This window comes from Wenyingzhuangia sp. IMCC45574 (genome assembly GCF_054182685.1).
In genome coordinates this window covers 3371858-3390174 of record NZ_CM135169.1, presented here as the reverse complement: position 1 = coordinate 3390174, position 18317 = coordinate 3371858, and the positions used below count along the sequence as shown (strand labels likewise).

The 18317-nt window shown below is 32.3% G+C and carries 16 protein-coding genes and 1 tRNA gene; 10 read left to right on the top strand and 7 right to left on the bottom strand.

Going from position 1 to position 18317, the window contains the following annotated elements; all coding sequences use genetic code 11:
• Positions 1-4 precede the first annotated feature (4 nt).
• A complete protein-coding gene (locus tag ACXHHC_RS14435) occupies positions 5-3568 on the top strand; it encodes a TraB/GumN family protein (protein WP_458227074.1) in 3564 nt (1187 codons plus the stop codon).
• A gap of 64 nt (positions 3569-3632) precedes the next feature.
• Here ACXHHC_RS14435 and ACXHHC_RS14430 read toward each other — a convergent pair whose 3' ends face one another.
• Positions 3633-5189, bottom strand: coding sequence for an alpha-L-fucosidase (locus ACXHHC_RS14430; protein WP_458227073.1), 1557 nt, complete (start codon positions 5187-5189; stop codon positions 3633-3635).
• Positions 5190-5575: 386 nt separating this feature from the next.
• A tRNA-Leu gene (locus ACXHHC_RS14425) sits at positions 5576-5657 on the bottom strand.
• An 89-nt stretch (positions 5658-5746) separates the two neighbouring features.
• Between ACXHHC_RS14425 and ACXHHC_RS14420 the strand changes: the two genes are divergently transcribed.
• Both ACXHHC_RS14420 and ACXHHC_RS14415 read left to right on the top strand, forming a co-directional pair.
• Complete coding sequence (locus ACXHHC_RS14420) at positions 5747-7147, top strand: dipeptidase (RefSeq protein ID WP_458227072.1); 1401 nt, start codon at positions 5747-5749, stop codon at positions 7145-7147.
• Entirely contained in the window at positions 7137-7604 is a 468-nt protein-coding gene (locus tag ACXHHC_RS14415; protein ID WP_458227071.1) for an OsmC family protein, read from the top strand. The genes ACXHHC_RS14420 and ACXHHC_RS14415 overlap by 11 nt, the downstream gene beginning before the upstream one ends.
• Here the strand turns inward: ACXHHC_RS14415 and ACXHHC_RS14410 are convergent.
• The 3 genes from ACXHHC_RS14410 to ACXHHC_RS14400 form a co-directional block, all read right to left on the bottom strand.
• Positions 7601-8329, bottom strand: a complete 729-nt coding sequence (locus tag ACXHHC_RS14410) for an esterase family protein (RefSeq protein WP_458227070.1) — start codon at positions 8327-8329, stop codon at positions 7601-7603. The genes ACXHHC_RS14415 and ACXHHC_RS14410 overlap by 4 nt on opposite strands.
• Positions 8330-8343: 14 nt before the next feature.
• Positions 8344-8952, bottom strand: coding sequence for a GDSL-type esterase/lipase family protein (locus ACXHHC_RS14405; protein WP_458227069.1), 609 nt, complete (start codon positions 8950-8952; stop codon positions 8344-8346).
• A gap of 73 nt (positions 8953-9025) precedes the next feature.
• Entirely contained in the window at positions 9026-9385 is a 360-nt protein-coding gene (locus ACXHHC_RS14400) for an MmcQ/YjbR family DNA-binding protein (RefSeq protein WP_458227068.1), read from the bottom strand.
• A gap of 70 nt (positions 9386-9455) precedes the next feature.
• On the opposite strand from ACXHHC_RS14400, the gene ACXHHC_RS14395 reads away from it, so the two are divergent.
• Both ACXHHC_RS14395 and ACXHHC_RS14390 read left to right on the top strand, forming a co-directional pair.
• The gene (locus ACXHHC_RS14395; RefSeq protein ID WP_458227067.1) at positions 9456-10802 is read left to right on the top strand and encodes an aldehyde dehydrogenase family protein; all 1347 of its coding nucleotides are present in this window, start codon (positions 9456-9458) and stop codon (positions 10800-10802) included.
• Positions 10803-10828: 26 nt separating this feature from the next.
• The gene (locus ACXHHC_RS14390; protein WP_458227066.1) at positions 10829-12772 is read left to right on the top strand and encodes a tetratricopeptide repeat protein; all 1944 of its coding nucleotides are present in this window, start codon (positions 10829-10831) and stop codon (positions 12770-12772) included.
• On the opposite strand, the gene hemW is transcribed toward ACXHHC_RS14390, so the two are convergent.
• Entirely contained in the window at positions 12769-13893 is a 1125-nt protein-coding gene (gene hemW / locus ACXHHC_RS14385; RefSeq protein ID WP_458227065.1) for a radical SAM family heme chaperone HemW, read from the bottom strand. The genes ACXHHC_RS14390 and hemW overlap by 4 nt on opposite strands.
• 160 nt (positions 13894-14053) lie before the next feature.
• The gene (gene ruvC, locus ACXHHC_RS14380) at positions 14054-14611 is read right to left on the bottom strand and encodes a crossover junction endodeoxyribonuclease RuvC (RefSeq protein ID WP_458227064.1); all 558 of its coding nucleotides are present in this window, start codon (positions 14609-14611) and stop codon (positions 14054-14056) included.
• A gap of 203 nt (positions 14612-14814) precedes the next feature.
• Here ruvC and ACXHHC_RS14375 point away from each other — a divergent pair, with 203 nt between their 5' ends.
• The 5 genes from ACXHHC_RS14375 (at position 14815) to ACXHHC_RS14355 (ending at position 18310) form a co-directional block, all read left to right on the top strand.
• Positions 14815-15090, top strand: a complete 276-nt coding sequence (locus ACXHHC_RS14375; protein ID WP_458227063.1) for a DUF2089 family protein — start codon at positions 14815-14817, stop codon at positions 15088-15090.
• Between the two features lie 3 nt (positions 15091-15093).
• Positions 15094-15675 (top strand): YIP1 family protein, encoded by a 582-nt coding sequence (locus ACXHHC_RS14370; protein ID WP_458227062.1) that lies wholly within the window; start codon positions 15094-15096, stop codon positions 15673-15675.
• A gap of 11 nt (positions 15676-15686) precedes the next feature.
• Positions 15687-16001 (top strand): SdpI family protein, encoded by a 315-nt coding sequence (locus ACXHHC_RS14365; RefSeq protein WP_458227061.1) that lies wholly within the window; start codon positions 15687-15689, stop codon positions 15999-16001.
• Between the two features lie 12 nt (positions 16002-16013).
• Positions 16014-17309 carry a serine hydrolase domain-containing protein gene (locus ACXHHC_RS14360; protein WP_458227060.1) on the top strand — a complete coding sequence of 432 codons (1296 nt, stop codon included), beginning with the start codon at positions 16014-16016 and terminating at the stop codon, positions 17307-17309.
• 86 nt (positions 17310-17395) lie between these two features.
• On the top strand, positions 17396-18310 hold the full coding sequence (locus ACXHHC_RS14355) for a bile acid:sodium symporter family protein (protein WP_458227059.1): 915 nt from the start codon (positions 17396-17398) through the stop codon (positions 18308-18310).
• Positions 18311-18317: the final 7 nt, after the last annotated feature.

The window sequence follows — 18317 nt, the reverse complement described above, 5'->3', positions numbered from 1 at the left end:
TTTGATGAAAAGAACACTTTTTATTCTTACCTGTTTTGTTACACTAATTTTACAAGCTCAAGAAAAAAACAGCCTCCTCTGGAAAATTTCTGGAAACGGTTTACAAAAAGACTCCTACCTATATGGGACAATGCATGTTAGTGAAAAAATAGCATTCCACTTAGACGATGTTTTTTTTGAATCGTTAATGGAATCTGATTTTGTTGCTTTAGAAACAGACCCAACCTATTGGCTCGATTTCTTATACAAAGAGAATGAATTAAACAACGAGTTAAAAAGCTTCTTAAGCTCTTCCAACTCTAACTTCTACAACAATCCTTTTAAATTAGAAAAGTACAAACAAGAGCAATTAATGTTCTTTCTTTCTAGAGAAAACATGATTTTAAATGGAGTCTTGTATAGAACAAGCCCAATGGCTTTAAACTTTCAGGAAGATACTTTTTTAGACATGTTCATATATCAGTCTGGTAAAAAATGGAACAAACCCATTTACAGTTTAGAAGATTTTGAGCGTTCTTCTTACTTGGTAAAAAAAGCAACATCTAGTAGCTCTAAGAAAAAGAAAGATCTGTGGTTGCAAAAGCTTCTAAAAAAACAGAACTACTACCAACTAATGAACAACGCTTATAGAGACCGAAATATTTCTTTTTTAGACTCTTTAAACAAAGGCTTTAACAGCGAATCTTACATGGACAATATGCTTTACAAGCGTAATGAAGAAATGGCTGATAACATTGATAAAATTGCAAAAAAAGGAAGTTTATTCTCTGCCATTGGAGCTGCACATTTAGCAGGAGAAAAAGGAGTGCTTCAACTCCTAAGAGACAAAGGATACAAAGTAACTGCCTTAATATCTAAAGAAACTTTAAAAAGCAAGCAGCTAAAAGAAAAAATAGACACCAAAATAATAGACACTAAATTTACGGAACAAACTAGCCTTGATGGATTTTTTACAGGAAAATTTCCAAACAAACTTTACGAAATTGACTTCCTAAACAATACCATTTCTTTGTGTCCCGATTTGGTAAATGGTTCCTATGTAATTGTTACCAGAATTAGTACTTTTTCTGGTTTGTACAAAAACAAACTAGACGATATAAAAACCAATAGACTGTTAACAGAATCTATACCTGGAGAAATAATATCAAAAACAGACATCGAAAAAGATGGGATTAAAGGCTTAAACATTGTAAACAAAACCAAATCTGGAGATTACCAACAATACCAGATTTTCTTTACCCCTTTAGAAATATTAATTTTTAAAATGGCTGGTAAAAAAGAGTATGTTAAAAATCATGGAACACAATTTTTTAACTCTCTTAAGTTTAACAACACAACTTCTAAATTTAAAACAGTAACACCTACTTATGGAGGTTTTAAAGTAGATGTACCTTCGTACCATTCATTTACCAACTCATCGAATACTGGAAATAGACTTTTACAAGCAATTGATACCAATGACAACTATTATTTTGTAAAAGAAGTGACTTTAAACGATGTAAACTACATAGAAGAAGATAATTTTGAATTAAAAAGAATTCAAGAACGTTTTTACAAAAACCATAAATTTGAATTTAACGAAAATGAGTTCACTTTTTCTCAAAAAGAAAAAAGCTACACCAGTACCTCTAAATTAAATACCTCTTTAAACAAATACTTGCATTTAAAAACATACATAAATGCAGGTCATTATTATTTACTAGGTTGTTTGTCTAATACAGACAAACCAAACAATGCATTTTTCTCATCTTTTAAGCTAACTGATTTTGCTTATCCCGAAGAAAAATTTGAGATTAAAAAAGATACTTCGTTATTTTTTACTGTAAAATCTACCGTTAAGCCTAAGTTTAAAAAAACCTACAACCACTACGGAAACAATAAAAAGAAAGACTACGAATCTTTTACAAAAAGTGCCACTTATACCAGTAGAGCGAACGAATCTGTTTTTGTAACACTAGAAAAAAAACACGATTTAGTTTCTTACAAAAACATTGATTCTCTATGGACCGATATAAGTTACTCTCCAAACCCTATATCTAAACACCTTTATAACAATTACTACGATAGCAGTTCTAAAAACTTTATAATTGACAATAAGGTAAAGGGTAAAAACAAAAACGGATACTACTATAATTATTTACTAAAGGATTCGCTTAGTAGCAAAGCTATAAAAGTGAGCCACTTGGTTTCTAATCATGTAATTTATACTTTAGAAACACTTACAGACACACTACATAAGGAAAGTGAGTTTGTTACACAGTTTTTTACATCTTTTACTCCTAAAGACACCATTATAGGAAAACCTTTATTTAAAGATAAGACAGACCTATTTATTACAGCCTTAAAAAATAAAGATAGTATTGTTTTAAACTCCTCTTATTTAATAGATTTTAACGAAAGTCAGACCAATAAACTATTAAAGCTTTTAAAAGAGTATGAGTTTGCAGACAATCAATTAAATATTAAAAAGAGTCTTATACAGAAAATAGCAAAATTTAAGAATAAGAAAGTTCAAAATTTCTTAGAAAAAACCTACAAAAGTTCTTTTGACAACCCTAACAATCAATTTGCAATTGCAAGTGCATTGGCAAATCAATCAAACCAAGAAACCTACAAAAGGTTGTTAAAGCTATTTAAAACAGATATTCCGTTAACATCTTCAGAATATAATATTAGTTCTTTATTTAGTAAACTTGGAGATTCTCTACAGGTTGCCAAAAACTTATACCCAGAGGTGTTAACCTATAGTACAATTTCGGAATACAAAGATCCTATTTACCAACTTTTAGCAAAATTGGTAGAAAAAGAAATAATAGATCCTGCTACATACAAAGCTTATAAAGATCAAATTATTACAGATGCCAAAATAGAATTGAAGCGACAAATTAGTAAAAAAATTACCGCCAAATCTTCTAACCATGGATACAGCAGTTCTACCTACTATTCTGAAAATGATGAATTAAATAATTTTGTAAAAATTCTTTTCCCGTATAGAAAAGAAAAAAATGTTAAAGAATTCTTTACCAGACTAGATTATACAGACAATTACTATGTTAAAAGCACCTATGTAGCCCTAAGACTTAAAGAAGATAAAAAACTAGAAAAAAAGTTCTTCAAATCGCTGTTAGCATCTACAGGTAGTAGAGGGGTATTGTTTAAAAAGTTAAACAAAATCAATAAAACAGACATCTTCCCTAAAGAATACAAAACAAAAGAAGAAGTCTATAAATCTTATTTATTTAAAAGCAACAAAAACAACGGTCTAAAAGACTCCATCGCTTTTATAGGTACTAGAGATTTTAAGTTGGCAAAAACGCCTTATGAAGTTTACTTTTATAAATCTAAACCTCATCCCAACTCCAAATCGTACAATAAAGACTGGAAACTAAGTTACATTGCGTTTAAAAAAGAAGCGACTATTGGTGTTAAATCATACCACAAAAAAACCAACCAAACTTTAGATGAAACAAAAGAAATAGATAAAGTACTTGACATCGAAACTGAAAAAATCAGGTTAAAAAACCGAAAAAGAGTCAATCTAGAAGAAGACAGATATCCTAGATATTAGTCTTTCACCAACAAAAAACGCTTCACTAATTATGAAGCGTTTTTTGTTGGTTTTATAAAATCTATTAAAAATCTTTTCTGGTATTCTTTCCTCCTAAAATATCGCTTGGCTTGTCCTTTAATTGAATTTTAAAACACAAAGCATTTTTTAGCTTCACTCCTTTAGGTACTTCAATCACCAATTCATTTTTCTGTTGAATCCATTTTATACTTTCTGTAGAACCCAACAAGCTAACCTCTACTATTTCATCATTAATTACTCTATCCTCTGCTCCTAATGCATCTAACACGATTACCTTTCTATCATCTGGTTGTAACCAAAAAGCATACACCGTTTGGTTATTTTTAGTGTATCTAAAATCATTTGGTGTAAAACCAGACTCATGTGAGTTTCCGTGTAATTTCATAGCAGCATTGGTAGGTCCTTGCCCAAATACCTCAAAAGGTCTACTACTATATATTCCTTCTCCATTTATTTTTAACCAAGCTCCTATTTCCTTTAAAATAACTTGTTGCGGTGCTGGAATTACTCCGTGTTTATTAGGAGCAACATTCAATAACAAACATCCATTTTTACTAACTACATCTATTAGGTCATTTATATATGCTCCAGCTTCTCTCATTACATAGTTATTGGTATAGCCCCATCTATACCCCCCTAAAGACATATCGGTTTGCCAAACTTTCTCTCTTATCCTATCTAGTTTTCCGCTTTCTACATCTAAAACTGCTGTTCCATCAGGTGCTCCACGGTATCTAATATTTTTATAGTTTAAAACTACCTCTTGGTTATTCTTCAACCCTTGATTGTAATAATTTGCAAATATTTTCTTTCGAGTTTCTTCATATGCTGGTTCGCTAAAACCTAAATCAAACCACAATAAATCTGGTTTATATTGACTCATTAAATCTGAAGTACGTTTGTAAAAATGTTTTATATATGACTTAGATGCTGGCTCCCATCTTTTATGCTTGTCCCAGTAAAAATCTTTTAACTTAGGATCAGTCGTTTCAAACTTATCTTTATAAGTCCACCAATGCCAACCATACGCAAAATGAGAAGATACTCCTACCTTCATATCTCTAGATCGGGCTTCCTTAAATATTTCTCCCACAATATCCTTCTTAGGCCCCATGTTAACAGAATTCCATCTGGTAATTTTTGAGTTATACATCGCAAAACCATCGCAATGTTCCCCCACAGGTACAATGTATTTAGCTCCAGCTTCCTGAAACAAGTCCACCCATTCTTTTGCATTAAATTTTTCTGCTTTAAACATTGGAATAAACTTGGTGTACCCAAAATCCTCTGGCTTTCCAAAATTTTCCACATGGTATGTATAGGAACTAGAAGGTTTCTTTTCTGGATTTCCCAATGCATCTACAACACCTTCGTTCCACATTTGAAAACCATACCATTCTGCAGGACCATGAGCAGGTACCGTGGTTGGTCCCCAGTGAATAAAAATTCCAAACTTGGCATCTTTAAACCATTCTGGAATTTCATACTTCTTTAAAGACTCCCAAGTGGGTTTAAATTTTTTTTGGGCATTTACCAACTGACTACTTACACATAAAATGATTATGTAAATAAGAGAATTCACCTTTTTTATACGTATCATACCTTTATTTTGACTACTTGTTTGTTATTATAAAATTGGACAAATAGGAACACTTTAAATTAAACCAGTTAGGCCCACTATTTCTTTATACTCCAAAGTTATAATTTGACAATTCAACAACACTTAACAAATCAAACCAATAAAAACACAAATCCGACTTAAAACAAATAAATAGCTATCATACAAATAGGCTTAAAAAACACAATACCGACAAAAGGTGAACTACTAAGTTTCTTAAGAAGAAACTTTATAAAACAAAAAAACTCCAGTTTTCACTGAAGTTTTATAGTACGGGCGGAGAGACTTACTTCGACTATGCTCTGCATAAACTTCTCGCCTCTCCACTTTAAAACAAAAAAACTCCAGTTCTCACTGAAGTTTTATAGTACGGGCGGAGAGACTCGAACTCTCACACCTCGCGGCACTAGATCCTAAATCTAGCGTGTCTACCAATTCCACCACGCCCGCTTGTTAATAATTTAACGAGTGCAAATATAAACAATACTTACAATTTCCAAAGAGAAAAATTATATTTTAGTCATACATTTAATCAACGTATGAAAAACCTTACCACATATATACAAAATCATCAGCAAAGATTTATAGATGAACTTTTCCAACTACTTAAAATTCCGTCTATTAGCGCTGATTCTAGTTTTAATCCACAAATTTTACAGACAGCGAATGCTGTGGCAAATACTTTAAAAAAAATTGGTTGTAACAATGTACAAGAAATTAAAACAAAAGGAAACCCCGTTGTATATGCCGATAAACTTATTGATACCAACCTACCTACAGTTTTAGTATATGGTCATTACGACGTACAACCTGCCGACCCTATAGAATTATGGGATTCTGAACCTTTTGAACCCACAATTAAAAAAACAGACATTCATCCAGACGGAGCTATTTTTGCGCGTGGTGCTTGCGATGATAAAGGACAGTTCTTTATGCATGTAAAGGCAATTGAATATTTAATAGCTACCAACCAACTACCTTGTAATGTAAAATTTATGATAGAAGGAGAAGAAGAAGTTGGTTCTCCTAGTTTAGAAGCCGTTATAAAAGAACATACAGAACTTTTTAGCAATGATGTGATTCTAATTTCTGATACAGGAATGATTTCCAATACACAGCCCTCTATTACTACTGGACTACGTGGCTTAAGTTATGTAGAAGTAGAAGTTACAGGACCTAATAGAGATTTACACTCAGGATTCTTTGGTGGTGCAGTTGCCAATCCTATTAATATTTTAAGTCAGATGATTGCAAAACTGCAGGATGAAAACAACCGTATCACCATTCCGGGTTTTTATGATAAGGTTGTTGACTTGCCCGATGAGGACAGAGCAGAAATGGCCAAAGCTCCATTTGATCAGACAAAATACAATAAAGCGCTAGAAATAGAAGAAGAATACGGAGAAGAGGGATACTCTACCAACGAAAGAAGCTCTGTGAGACCTACACTGGATGTAAATGGAATTTGGGGAGGTTATATAGGACAAGGAGCCAAAACAGTATTACCCTCTAAAGCTTTTGCTAAAATATCTATGCGTTTGGTTGCCAATCAAGACCCTGACGAGATTACACAGCTTTTTACAGATTACTTTTTAAGCCTTGCTCCAAAATCGGTAAAAGTTAAAGTAACACCGCACCATGGAGGAAATGCTTATATGACTCCGTTGGACAGTATTGGCTACAAAGCAGCTTATAAAGCTTATTCGCAAACTTTTGATAAAGCTCCAGTACCTCAACCCTCTGGCGGTAGTATTCCAATTGTAGCATTATTTAAAGAAGTCTTTAACAGCAATACTATTTTAATGGGCTTTGGATTAAATAGCGATGCCATCCACTCGCCTAACGAACATTTTGGTGTATTTAATTTCTTAAAAGGAATTGAAACCATCCCTTATTTCTATCAACATTTTACAGACTTATACTTAGAGAATGAAGCATAGTTATTCTTACCAAATTGGTTTAACATGGTTGGGAGGTATAAATATTGAAAAAAGATATAGATACAACAAAACCTACGAATTACATTTTAAAAACAAACCTTCTATTACAGGTTCTGCAGATGCTACTTTTCACGGAAACGCAGAGCTTTACAATCCAGAAGAAATACTACTAGCTGCATTGTCCTCTTGTCATATGATGTCTTTCTTTTACCTCTGTGGTAAAGAAAAAATTAGTATTAAAAGTTACAAAGACCAGCCTACAGGAATGTTAGAGATAAACCCCAACGGGAGTGGTCAATTTAAAGAAGTGATGCTACAACCAGAGATTGTTGTAAACTCATCAGAAGAAATAAAAAAAATACAGGATCTATTTTCCAAAGCAAACGAATACTGCTTTATTGCTAGATCCTGTAATTTTAAGATTATTCATCAACCCACAATAAAAGTGGCTAATTAAATATATAATTTCACCATTCTCCTCCAGTAGTAGGCTTTATGAGCTTCTTCGTCCCACTCGTAGAATTGATATGAGATTCCTTTTTCGTCTAAAATGGTTTTTAGCTGATAGTTGTTTTCTAAAAACAAATCTTCTTTACCAATGACCAAGACAATGTCCATTTTATTGATTTGCTCTATATAAACAGGATCATCTACATTTTTTAGGTATTGAGTAGGCATGTTAAAATAGACATTCTCGTCACGATGTCCTGCCATTAAATCGTTAAAGTACTCTTTAGAAAAAGTCAAATCATAACGACCACTCATCCCTACTACTTTACAAAATTTAGTGGGGTGCCTCATTGCAATGTTTACTGCATGATACGCTCCCAAACTACAACCTGCAGAAATAATATTAGGATCATCGTTTAATTCTTCCATTACAGGAAAAACCTCTTCTAAAATATATTTTTCATACAAACAATGCCTGTAAATTCTATGAGCTGGATCTGCCCAATTGTTATAAAAAGTCTCGGTATCTATACTGTCTAAACAGTACACCTGAATATATCCTGCTTCTATTTTATCTTCTAAAGATTTAATTACTCTCCAGTTTTCATAATCATAAAAACGTCCCATTCTAGGAGGAAAAAAAAGAACCTTGGCTCCAGCATGCCCAAATACTAATAGTTCCATATCCCTTTCCAAAACCGTACTATACCACTTATGGTATTCTCTTTTCATAGCTTCATTTAAATTTACGTGTGTTGTAACTTATGTATCTTCTTTAAATGTTTGGAGATGATATCATACCAAACTCTATATCCTAATTTACTTAAGTGCAACCTATCCTCTCCGTAATAAGATTCATTAGGCTGCCCAGCTTCATCTAAACTTGCTTCATAAATATCAACGTAGTAAAAATTTTCATCGTACTTGGTTAACTTTTTTATATTACCGTTTGTGTAATGAATACTTCCCGCTAAATCCCATCTTGCAGGACTCGGTTTAATAGAAATAAAACTAACAGGAATATTCCCGTAATCTTCTCTAATTTGTGTTAACAAAGTTTTAAAAAATAAGACCACCTCTTCTGGGTGTCTTTTATCTCCTAAATCATTATCTCCAGCATATATAACTACCGACTTGGGATTTAATCCTTCAAAGTTTTTCTTGTAAAACCACGAACATGCAGCTAATGTAGATCCTCCAAATCCTAAGTTAATAGGTTTATATTCTTTAAACAATTCTGGTAAATCGTCCCATAATCTAAAAGATGAACTACCGTAAAAAACCATTTCTGGAGTATAACCCACCTCTTTTTTTTCTTCTTCTAGCCTATTTAATTCTTCATGATACCAAAACATCTTCCTAATCTTTTAAAACAGAATGCAAAGATATTTAAAATATACTCTTTGCTCCTAAACATCTGTTATTTAACTATTTCGTAAAGCCCAACTCCAACTGCTTTTTTTTAGAAAAACCACTTACTACTAAATCATACGAATGGTCTACCCACTTTGTAAGCTCCACTGCATCCATATCAGATGCTAACGTTATAGTATTCCAATGTTTTTTACTCATATGGTAACCTGCTGTTACGGCATTGTAATTCTCTCTTAATTCTATTGACAACTCTGGATTGCATTTTAAATTTACAGCATGAGGCAAACGCTCTAAACTAGTTAGTGCAAACATTTTATCTACAACCTTAAAAACCAATGTAGATTCATCAAAAGGAAAACTTTCTGTTACATGTTTTTTCTGTAAACAATAGTCTCTTAACGCTTCAATATTCATTACTTAAAACTTTCAAATTATTATTTCAAGTCATTTTGTAAGTTTGCATTCCAAACTTTGTACAAGATACATGATTGTTAGCAAAAATCCATACACTCAAGAAGCACTTGAGAACTTTTCTTTTTTAAGCGAAAAAGAACTAGCTGCTGAATTAAATTTAGTTGCAGATACTTTTACTTCTTGGTCTGTTTCTCCTTTAGAGGATAGAATTAAACTCTTTAAGATTTTTAAGAGCCTACTGTTGGAAAAAAAGGAGCGTTTGGCACTCTTAATCTCTAACGAAATGGGAAAACCTCTTTTAGAGGCATTGGCAGAAATAGAAAAAAGCGCAACCTTGGTAGATTATTTTGTATTGAATGCACCAACATTTTTAGCACCTAAAAAACAAACAGACTCCACCTATATTTCTTACCATCCTTCTGGAGCTGTTTTTGGTATTATGCCATGGAATTTTCCTTTTTGGCAGGTTTTTCGTTATGCAATTCCTAATATGTTGGCGGGTAATGTTTGTATTTTAAAACATGCTCCTAATGTTTTTGGGTGTGCTAAAGCCATAGAACAACTATTTTTAGATGCTGGTTTTCCAAAAAACGTGTTCACAAATTTAACTATAGATATTCCACAAGTAGAATCTGTTATTGCCCACAAAGCAACACAAGGAGTTTGCGTTACTGGTAGCACAAGAGCAGGAAGTTCTGTTGCTGCTTTGGCGGGTAAGTATTTAAAAAAATCTATTTTAGAGCTAGGCGGTACAGATGCATTTGCCATTCTTAAGGATGCCGATCTAAAAGATGCACTGAACAACGCTTTTACCTCTAGATTAAAAAATGGAGGACAAGTATGTATAGCTGCTAAAAGAATTTTTATTCCTAGGGATGATATAAACGCAGCTGTAACAATTTTAACAAAAAAAATAAACGAACTAGTACTTGGAAACCCGCTAGACAAAACAACAAATATTGGTCCCATAGCTAAAGATGAATTTTTACCTATACTGCAACAACAAGTAGAAGATTTTGTTACAAACGGTGCTAAATTAATAGTTGGCGGAAAAATAGCTGCACCTTTTTACCCCCCTACACTACTTGTAGTAAATCCAGAAAACCCTGTTTTACAAGAAGAGGTGTTTGGACCTGTTTTATGTTTAATTCCTTACGAGGAAGAAAACACACTGATAGACCAAATTAACAATACCGACTATGGCCTTGGAGCAGCAGTTTGGTCTAAAGACATAGAAAAAGCAACAACCATGGCTTCTCTAATTCAGGCAGGACATGTAGCCATCAATTCGGTGGTAGTTTCAGATCCTAAACTTCCCTTTGGAGGAGTAAAAAACTCGGGATATGGAAAAGAGTTAGGCGAAGAAGGATTTAAGAGTTTCTTAAACGCAAAAACGGTCGTAATTAAGACCAAATAATTATTTTTGAGTCTTAAAATTTAACTATGAAAATTAAATTAGGACTCTTATTTGGATTATTTACAATTTCTGTTTTTTCTCAAGTTTCAGTTGATGACATTTCTTTTAGCTCAAACTTTGAAAAAGTATCTTTTTCTAAATCATTAAACAATGATGCTGAGAACTTTACGGATTTACTTTTTTCTATTGATTACGACTCAATAGCTCTTAGTTCATTAAACAGTAAGATTACAAGCATTCAAAAAAGATTAGACAGTAAGAAAATAGCCAACAAAAGCACAAAAAAGAAAATTAAAAGTATTTCTAAGTTTTTAGAAACCTATTTCTACAAAGATTACAAATACGACGGATCGTTTAAAGAACTTTTAGAAAACAATAAATACAACGCTACATCGGCTGCGATGTTAGGTGCCATTTTACTAGATTATTATAAAGTTCCATACTCTATTAATTATGCTAACGGAAGTGTTTATTTGTTAATTTTTAACAATGGAAACAAATTAATACTTCAACCATCAAGGTTACCTGAGGGAGGAGGTTTTAGCTACGATCATCAATTTAAACAGGCTTACATAAACTACTTAGCAGAAAAAAAATTAATCTCTTCAACAGAAAAAGAATCTTATAGTGTTGACGAATTATTTAAGACTCACTTTAGCGCTAACAATACCATTAATAAAACACAATTAGCAGGTGTTAGTTATTACCAAAGGGCAAAAATTTTAGCTACAGAGGATAAAAACTCAGAAGCCCTAATTTTTCTAGAAAAGGCTCTATTCTTAAACCCTGACAATCAAACAAATCACTTATACTATGCAACTCTTGCACAAGTTATTAATACTGATTTAGTAGCAAAAAAATACAATGGTAAACAATTTGCAAAGTTTTTAAATATCAGTCATGAAAATCAGCTAGAGAAAAACCAAGTACTCAATACATTTCGTATTGCAGCAGATGAATTCTTAATTAAAACCCAAAATCTAGAAAAGTTCGAAACCTTGTTTTCTGAATTTAAAAACAACGTAAATGAAGATGTTGAGTTTGACGATTTTCAAGAGCTATATCATGAGGCTTTAGCTAATTACTTTTACCTAAAAAGAGATTATGAAAAAACCATTCATCATCTTTCCGAAGGTTTATTAATCAACCCTAACAACCTACAAACTAAAAACAATATTGAAAATACGTTTAGCGGAATGATATCTGTAATAACAGATACAGATGAGCAATTAAACAAGTTCAACACTTACTTTGAAGTATTCCCTTTTTTAAGAGATAATGAATACTATCAACTAAGCTATACAGGTAGCTACTTAAGAGCAATTTACCAGGCTTACATGCGTAAAGACAAAGAAGATGGATTGGTGAGAATTCTTGAATTTGAGCAAGTAATGAAGGAGGCTCCAGATTTAAAAATAGATCCAAATTTTGTTGACGGAGCTTATATTACTGCTGCTACATCATATGAATACAAGGAAGTAAATACTATGTTTTCAATTTTAGAAAAAGGACTAAAACTAGCTCCTGAATCTAAAGCCTTGTTAGAAAGATATAATGAATTAAAAAAATACAAAGCATACAGAAAACAAAAAGCTGTTGAAAGAAATGCTTATGCAAACAAGAAAACTTTATCAGAAAAAATAAAAGAATATTTAAAGAGTTGTTGGTCTGTAACTGAGATTGAAAAATTAGGTAAAGAAATTGAAAAAAATCAGCAATTAGAATTTACCATCAACCTAAAAGGAATTCAAAAAGCTCAATTCTCTTCAGAAACTAAAAATTTTGAGGGAGAGTTTTCTATTCGATACAAAAGCAAATTGTTGTATCTAATACCTAAGAACAACCGTAGTAAATACCTTATCTATAAAATTGTAGATATTGATGCATACGAATTGGCATTGAGACCTTTTGTAAATAATAAGCTTACAAATAGATTATTAACGCTTACTCCCTGTAAAAAAGTCGATTAAACCCAAAACAATTCACTAGCAATACCATCGGCTAAGAATTTCCCTTTTTGGGTTGTTTTTAGCTGATGTTTTTCTACCACTAAAGTTCCTTGTGCCACGAATGGTGTTATTTGTTGTTTCAGTTCTAATAATTTTTGTGCTCCAAAATCTTGTTCAATTTTTTCTAAAGAAACTCCCCAAATTGTTCGCAAGCCTGTCATTAACAATTCGTTATAAACATCCGCTCTAGATAATTCCTCTTGGGTTGATGGTAACTCCCCCTTATTTAACGTCTTTATATATTTGGCATTATTGGATACATTCCAACTTCTGATATTCCCATTATAAGAATGAGCAGATGGCCCAAAACCTAAATAGGTTTTTCCTAACCAATAAGAGGTATTGTGTTTGGAATAAAAGGCTGGTTTTCCAAAATTGGAAATTTCATAGTGATCAAATCCAGCTTTTGTGAGTTTATCCACTAAAATATTAAAATGAGTAGCTGCTAAGTTCTCATCTAATTCTGGATACGTTCCTTTTTGAATAAAATGATGTAAGGCTGTCCCTTCTTCCACCGTTAAAGCATATGAGGAAATATGTTGAATTCCAAAATCCAACGCTTGTTGAATGTTTGCCTCCCATTCTTCATTACTCAACCCCGGAATTCCGTACATTAAATCAATGGTGATATTTTGGAATAATTGAGTGGCAGTTTGTAATGACTGTAGCACTTCCTTTGCCGAATGAGCCCTATTCATCATTTGCAATTCCTTGTCTCCAAAAGACTGCACCCCTACGCTCAGCCTATTTATTGGAGTTTGTGCTAAAGATCGTATTTTATCATTGGACAAATCATCTGGATTGGCCTCTAAAGTAATCTCTGGATTTTTGACTACACTGTAGTATTTATGAACAACAAAAAGTATATCCTTTATCTCATCAATCTCTAAAACACTAGGTGTTCCACCTCCAAAGTAAATAGTTTCTACTACTTCGCCTTTGAACTCATTAGCTCTTAATTCCATTTCTATTTCTAAAGCTTGTAGAAAAGCCTCCTTATACTTTAAAGAAGTAGAAAAATGAAAATCGCAGTAATGACATGCTTTTTTACAAAAAGGAATATGAATGTAGATGCCGGACAATGGTTAATGGTTAATGGTTAATGGTTAATGGTTAATGGTTAATGGTTAATGGTTAATGGTTAATGGTTAATGGTTAAGAAAAATCGTAATTCTCAATTCGTCATTCGTAATTCTCAATTACTAAATTGCTAATTACACATTGTAAATTGTTCATTGCACATTACCTTCCAGTGATTTTATCCTTATTCTGACTCACAAAACTTGCCCAACCCGAATAATTCTTACCTCCTACTTTAACACCGCTATTGTAAAAATGACAAACGGCAGCTGCCAATCCATCTGTAGCATCTAAATTTTTAGGTAACTCCTTTAAATTCAGTAGACTTTTTAACATTAGTGCTACTTGTTCTTTACTAGCATTACCATTCCCCGTAATGGCCATTTTTATTTTTTTAGGTAAGTACTCTGTTACAGGTACCTCTCTAGACAAACCTGCAGCCATTGCCACCCCCTGTGCTCTACCTAACTTTAACATAGATTGTACATTTTTACCAAAAAAAGGTGCCTCAATGGCTAATTCGTCTGGGTGATAGGTATCAATCAACTGTATGGTACGCTCAAAAATCAATTTTAATTTTACATAAGGATCATTGTACTTACTTAAGTGCAGCTCGTTCATCTGAACAAATTCCATTTTCTTTCCGATAATCTTTATAACTCCAAACCCCATTATGGTAGTTCCTGGATCTATTCCTAATATGATTTTTTCTGTAGCCAACGATTTGTTTTTGGATTCCAGCAAAGATACCCAATACAATTTTAAATTTATTCTGTCATAAATTTAAAAATTGATTTGTTGAACATCTGATTCGTTTATTACAAAACCACCTTAACAATAACAAACCTAAAATTAACTTTATTGAAACAAAATTGAATTATATTTAAATTTTATTTACATTTGACTTAACAATATTAAAGTCTATGATTAAAAAACTACCCATAAAATGTCCAAGCTGCGAAAACAAATTAGCTGTTAGTGAATTAACATGTGATTCTTGTGAAACTAAAATATCTGGAAACTACTCCTTACCTATTTTATTACAACTCCCTGTAGAAGATCAAGAATTTGCGTTTGAGTTTTTAATGTCTAGCGGTAGTTTAAAAACCATGGCAGCCAAAATGAACAAAAGCTACCCTACTGTTCGAAACAAGCTCGATGATATTATCGAAAAAATAAACGCATTACAAAATAACTAGACTATGAAAACCATTTTATTCAACCCTTTTGAAAAATACGCTGAAAAAACATTAATTTTTATTGGAATTATATGTACTCTTTTAGGTTCTTACTTGGCTTTTTTATTCAATGCTAGGTTTGATGGAGCTTTGGACTTTCACTTAAACACAAACCCATTCTTAACACAAACTTTTGTAGATAATTTCATCAATGTTTTTTGCCTTCTTCTGCCATTATATATTGTTGGAAAAATAGTAAATAATAAAACCCGATGGATAGACATCCTAAGTAGTATTTTGGTCAGTAGAATTCCTTATTCACTACTTCCCTTATTTAATATTAATAACACCATACAAAATGCAACCTACAAATTGCTCGAAATTCAGAAAACAGGAACTATAGAGAACCTTTCAATTGCTAACCTTGTACTAATTATTGTTTTTAGTATTGTTTCTATTCTATTTTTAGTTTGGATGATTGCCTTGCTATACAATGGATATAAAACTGCCACCAATGGAAAAGGTAAAAAACCTGTAATACTATTTATTGTTGCCTTGATAAGTGCTGAAATACTTTCTAAAGTACTCATCTCTTTCTTTCATTAAATCTTAAAAACATGTTACTCTTAATTATACCGCCTATTTTTTTAATCACAGGGCTTATTATGTATAAATTCCCTCCTAAAAACATCAATTTCCTTTATGGATACAAAACCCCTAGATCCATGAAAAATCAGGAGAGTTGGGATTTTGCACAAATATATAGCGCAAAAAAAATGATGCTCATCGGGGGATTGCTATGCTCCTTGGGACTTGTAAGTTTTCTTTTAAAAGTTTCATTTCCTGAACCGTACAATTTAACAATCACATTACTTGCTGTAGCCTATTTAATTCTAGACACAGAAATTACATTAAAACGTAAGTTTAAATAAACACATACTCAAATGAAAAAAATTTGCTTATTACTCTCATTTCTTACTTTCCAGTTATTGATTTCACAAGAGCTGGACTCAAAAAAACTAGATCAGTTTTTTAACACTTTAGAAGAAAATAACCAATTTATGGGAAGTGTTTCTGTGTCTAAAGAAGGAAAAACAATTTACGAGAAATCCATTGGTTTTAGTGATTTGTCTAACGATGTAAAAAACAATGCAAAAACCACCTATAAAATAGGTTCTGTCTCTAAAACCTTTACGTCTGTATTGACGTTTTTGGCAATTGAAAAAAAGTTATTGAGCTTAGACACCAAATTAGATTCTTTTTTGCCAGAAATTGAAAACAGTTCTAAAATAACTATTGCACACTTATTATATCACCGAAGCGGAATTGCAAACTATACGGGGAAGCCTTTATATAGAAAATGGGATAGAACGCAACCTAAAACCCAAAAAGAAGTACTTGATTTGATAGTTGATTCAGGTAGCGACTTTGCTCCCGATACTAAATTTAAATATAGCAACTCTAACTACTATGTCTTATCTTATATACTAGAAAGTGTTTTTGATCTACCCTATGGTAAAATTCTAGAAAAGTACATTACCAAACCCTTACACCTAACACAAACTTATTACGATAAAGAACCCAACAGTAAATCATACCTGTACCTAAACAATTGGCTAGGTCAAAAAACAACACATTCTTCAATCCCTATGGGAGCAGGTGCAATTGTTTCTACTCCTAGTGATTTAAACCTATTTATTGAAGGACTATTTCATGAAAAGCTCATCACTAAGGAAAGTTTGGAAAAAATGACTACATTAAAAGGTCGTGTAGGAATGGGAATTTTTAGAATTCCTTTTAAAAATAAAGTCTCTCTAGGTCATAATGGACGTATTAACGGGTATCGTTCCATCGTTTCTTATTTTCCAAAAGAAAAACTAGCACTTGCTATTATTTCTAACGGAGAACGCAATAACATAAATGACATTGGTATTACAATACTAAAAGCTGTTTTTAACGAAAAGTATCAACTACCTGATTTTAAAAATTACGGTGATGTTTCTCAATTGTTAGGAACGTATAGCTCTAAACAACTCCCTTTAAAAATGACCATTGCAATCAATGCTAAAAAACAACTAACAGCACAAGCAACGGGTCAAAGCTCTTTTGTTTTAGATAAAACAATAAAACCGAATATATTTAAGTTCGAAACTGCTGGGATTCAGATAAATTTTAATCCCAAAAAGAAACAATTTATTTTAATACAAGGAAAACGTTATTTATTCACCAAAGAAGAATAGGCTACTCTTTACAATCTATTGCTTTAACACTCCTTTTTAAACTACTTTCATAAAATGGTTTTGTAAGTTTACAGCAAAACTTTTTTATGAAAGTAGTATTGCATCAAATAGAAAAAAACTTTCTTGCCATTGTATTGATTTTCTCTGCAATTGGCTTTTTCTTTCCCAACACATTTATAGATTTAAAAAGCTACATCCCCTTTTTATTGGGTGTTATTATGTTGGGTATGGGACTTACCTTAAACTTTTCGGATTTAATTGGAGTAGGAAAACAACCCAAATGGATATTTGTAGGAGTTGCTTTACAATTTATATTGATGCCCTTATTGGCTTTTGGAATTGGAAAATTGCTTCAACTTCCCCAAGAACTATTAATAGGATTGGTTATTGTAGGATCTTGTCCGGGTGGAACAGCCTCTAATGTAATGGTATATTTGGCCAAAGGAAATATTTCTTTATCGGTTATTATGACCTTGGTTTCTACATTACTTGCTCCTGTATTAACTCCCTTTTGGATTTATTCTTTGGTAGGAGAATCTATAGACGTATCCTTTTTTGCTCTGATTAAAACTACGTTTTGGATTGTTATTTTCCCCTTAATTGATGGATTGGTCTTAAGACGATTGTTCGAAAAGAAAATTCAACCAATCATCGCTATTTTTCCTTCGATTTCAATTTTTTCGATTGCTTTGATTATTGCTTGTGTGGTAGGATTGAATCATGAAACTTTAAAGAGTTTCCCTTTACTGGTTATTCTAGCTGTTGTCCTACACAACTTAACAGGGTTCTTTAGTGGATATGGAATTGCAAAAGCTTTAAAATTCCCAAAAGATGTTTGTAAAACCATTGCCTTTGAAGTAGGAATGCAAAACTCAGGCTTAGGAGTAACTCTGGCTTTGCTTCATTTTTCAAAAATTATTGCACTCCCATCTGTACTATTTAGTGTTTGGCACAATGTAGCGGGGATTAGTTTTGTAAAGGTTTTTAAAAGGAAAGATTAACTTTAGT

Excerpts from the sequence above, each read along its gene's own strand:
- ACXHHC_RS14435 (WP_458227074.1), top strand. The coding sequence starts at position 5 with ATGAAAAGAACACTTTTTATTCTTACCTGTTTTGTTACACTAATTTTA.
- ACXHHC_RS14430 (WP_458227073.1), bottom strand. The coding sequence starts at position 5,189 with ATGATACGTATAAAAAAGGTGAATTCTCTTATTTACATAATCATTTTA.
- ACXHHC_RS14420 (WP_458227072.1), top strand. The coding sequence starts at position 5,747 with ATGAAAAACCTTACCACATATATACAAAATCATCAGCAAAGATTTATA.
- ACXHHC_RS14415 (WP_458227071.1), top strand. The coding sequence starts at position 7,137 with ATGAAGCATAGTTATTCTTACCAAATTGGTTTAACATGGTTGGGAGGT.
- ACXHHC_RS14410 (WP_458227070.1), bottom strand. The coding sequence starts at position 8,329 with ATGAAAAGAGAATACCATAAGTGGTATAGTACGGTTTTGGAAAGGGAT.
- ACXHHC_RS14405 (WP_458227069.1), bottom strand. The coding sequence starts at position 8,952 with ATGTTTTGGTATCATGAAGAATTAAATAGGCTAGAAGAAGAAAAAAAA.
- ACXHHC_RS14400 (WP_458227068.1), bottom strand. The coding sequence starts at position 9,385 with ATGAATATTGAAGCGTTAAGAGACTATTGTTTACAGAAAAAACATGTA.
- ACXHHC_RS14395 (WP_458227067.1), top strand. The coding sequence starts at position 9,456 with ATGATTGTTAGCAAAAATCCATACACTCAAGAAGCACTTGAGAACTTT.
- ACXHHC_RS14390 (WP_458227066.1), top strand. The coding sequence starts at position 10,829 with ATGAAAATTAAATTAGGACTCTTATTTGGATTATTTACAATTTCTGTT.
- ACXHHC_RS14375 (WP_458227063.1), top strand. The coding sequence starts at position 14,815 with ATGATTAAAAAACTACCCATAAAATGTCCAAGCTGCGAAAACAAATTA.
- ACXHHC_RS14370 (WP_458227062.1), top strand. The coding sequence starts at position 15,094 with ATGAAAACCATTTTATTCAACCCTTTTGAAAAATACGCTGAAAAAACA.
- ACXHHC_RS14365 (WP_458227061.1), top strand. The coding sequence starts at position 15,687 with ATGTTACTCTTAATTATACCGCCTATTTTTTTAATCACAGGGCTTATT.
- ACXHHC_RS14360 (WP_458227060.1), top strand. The coding sequence starts at position 16,014 with ATGAAAAAAATTTGCTTATTACTCTCATTTCTTACTTTCCAGTTATTG.
- ACXHHC_RS14355 (WP_458227059.1), top strand. The coding sequence starts at position 17,396 with ATGAAAGTAGTATTGCATCAAATAGAAAAAAACTTTCTTGCCATTGTA.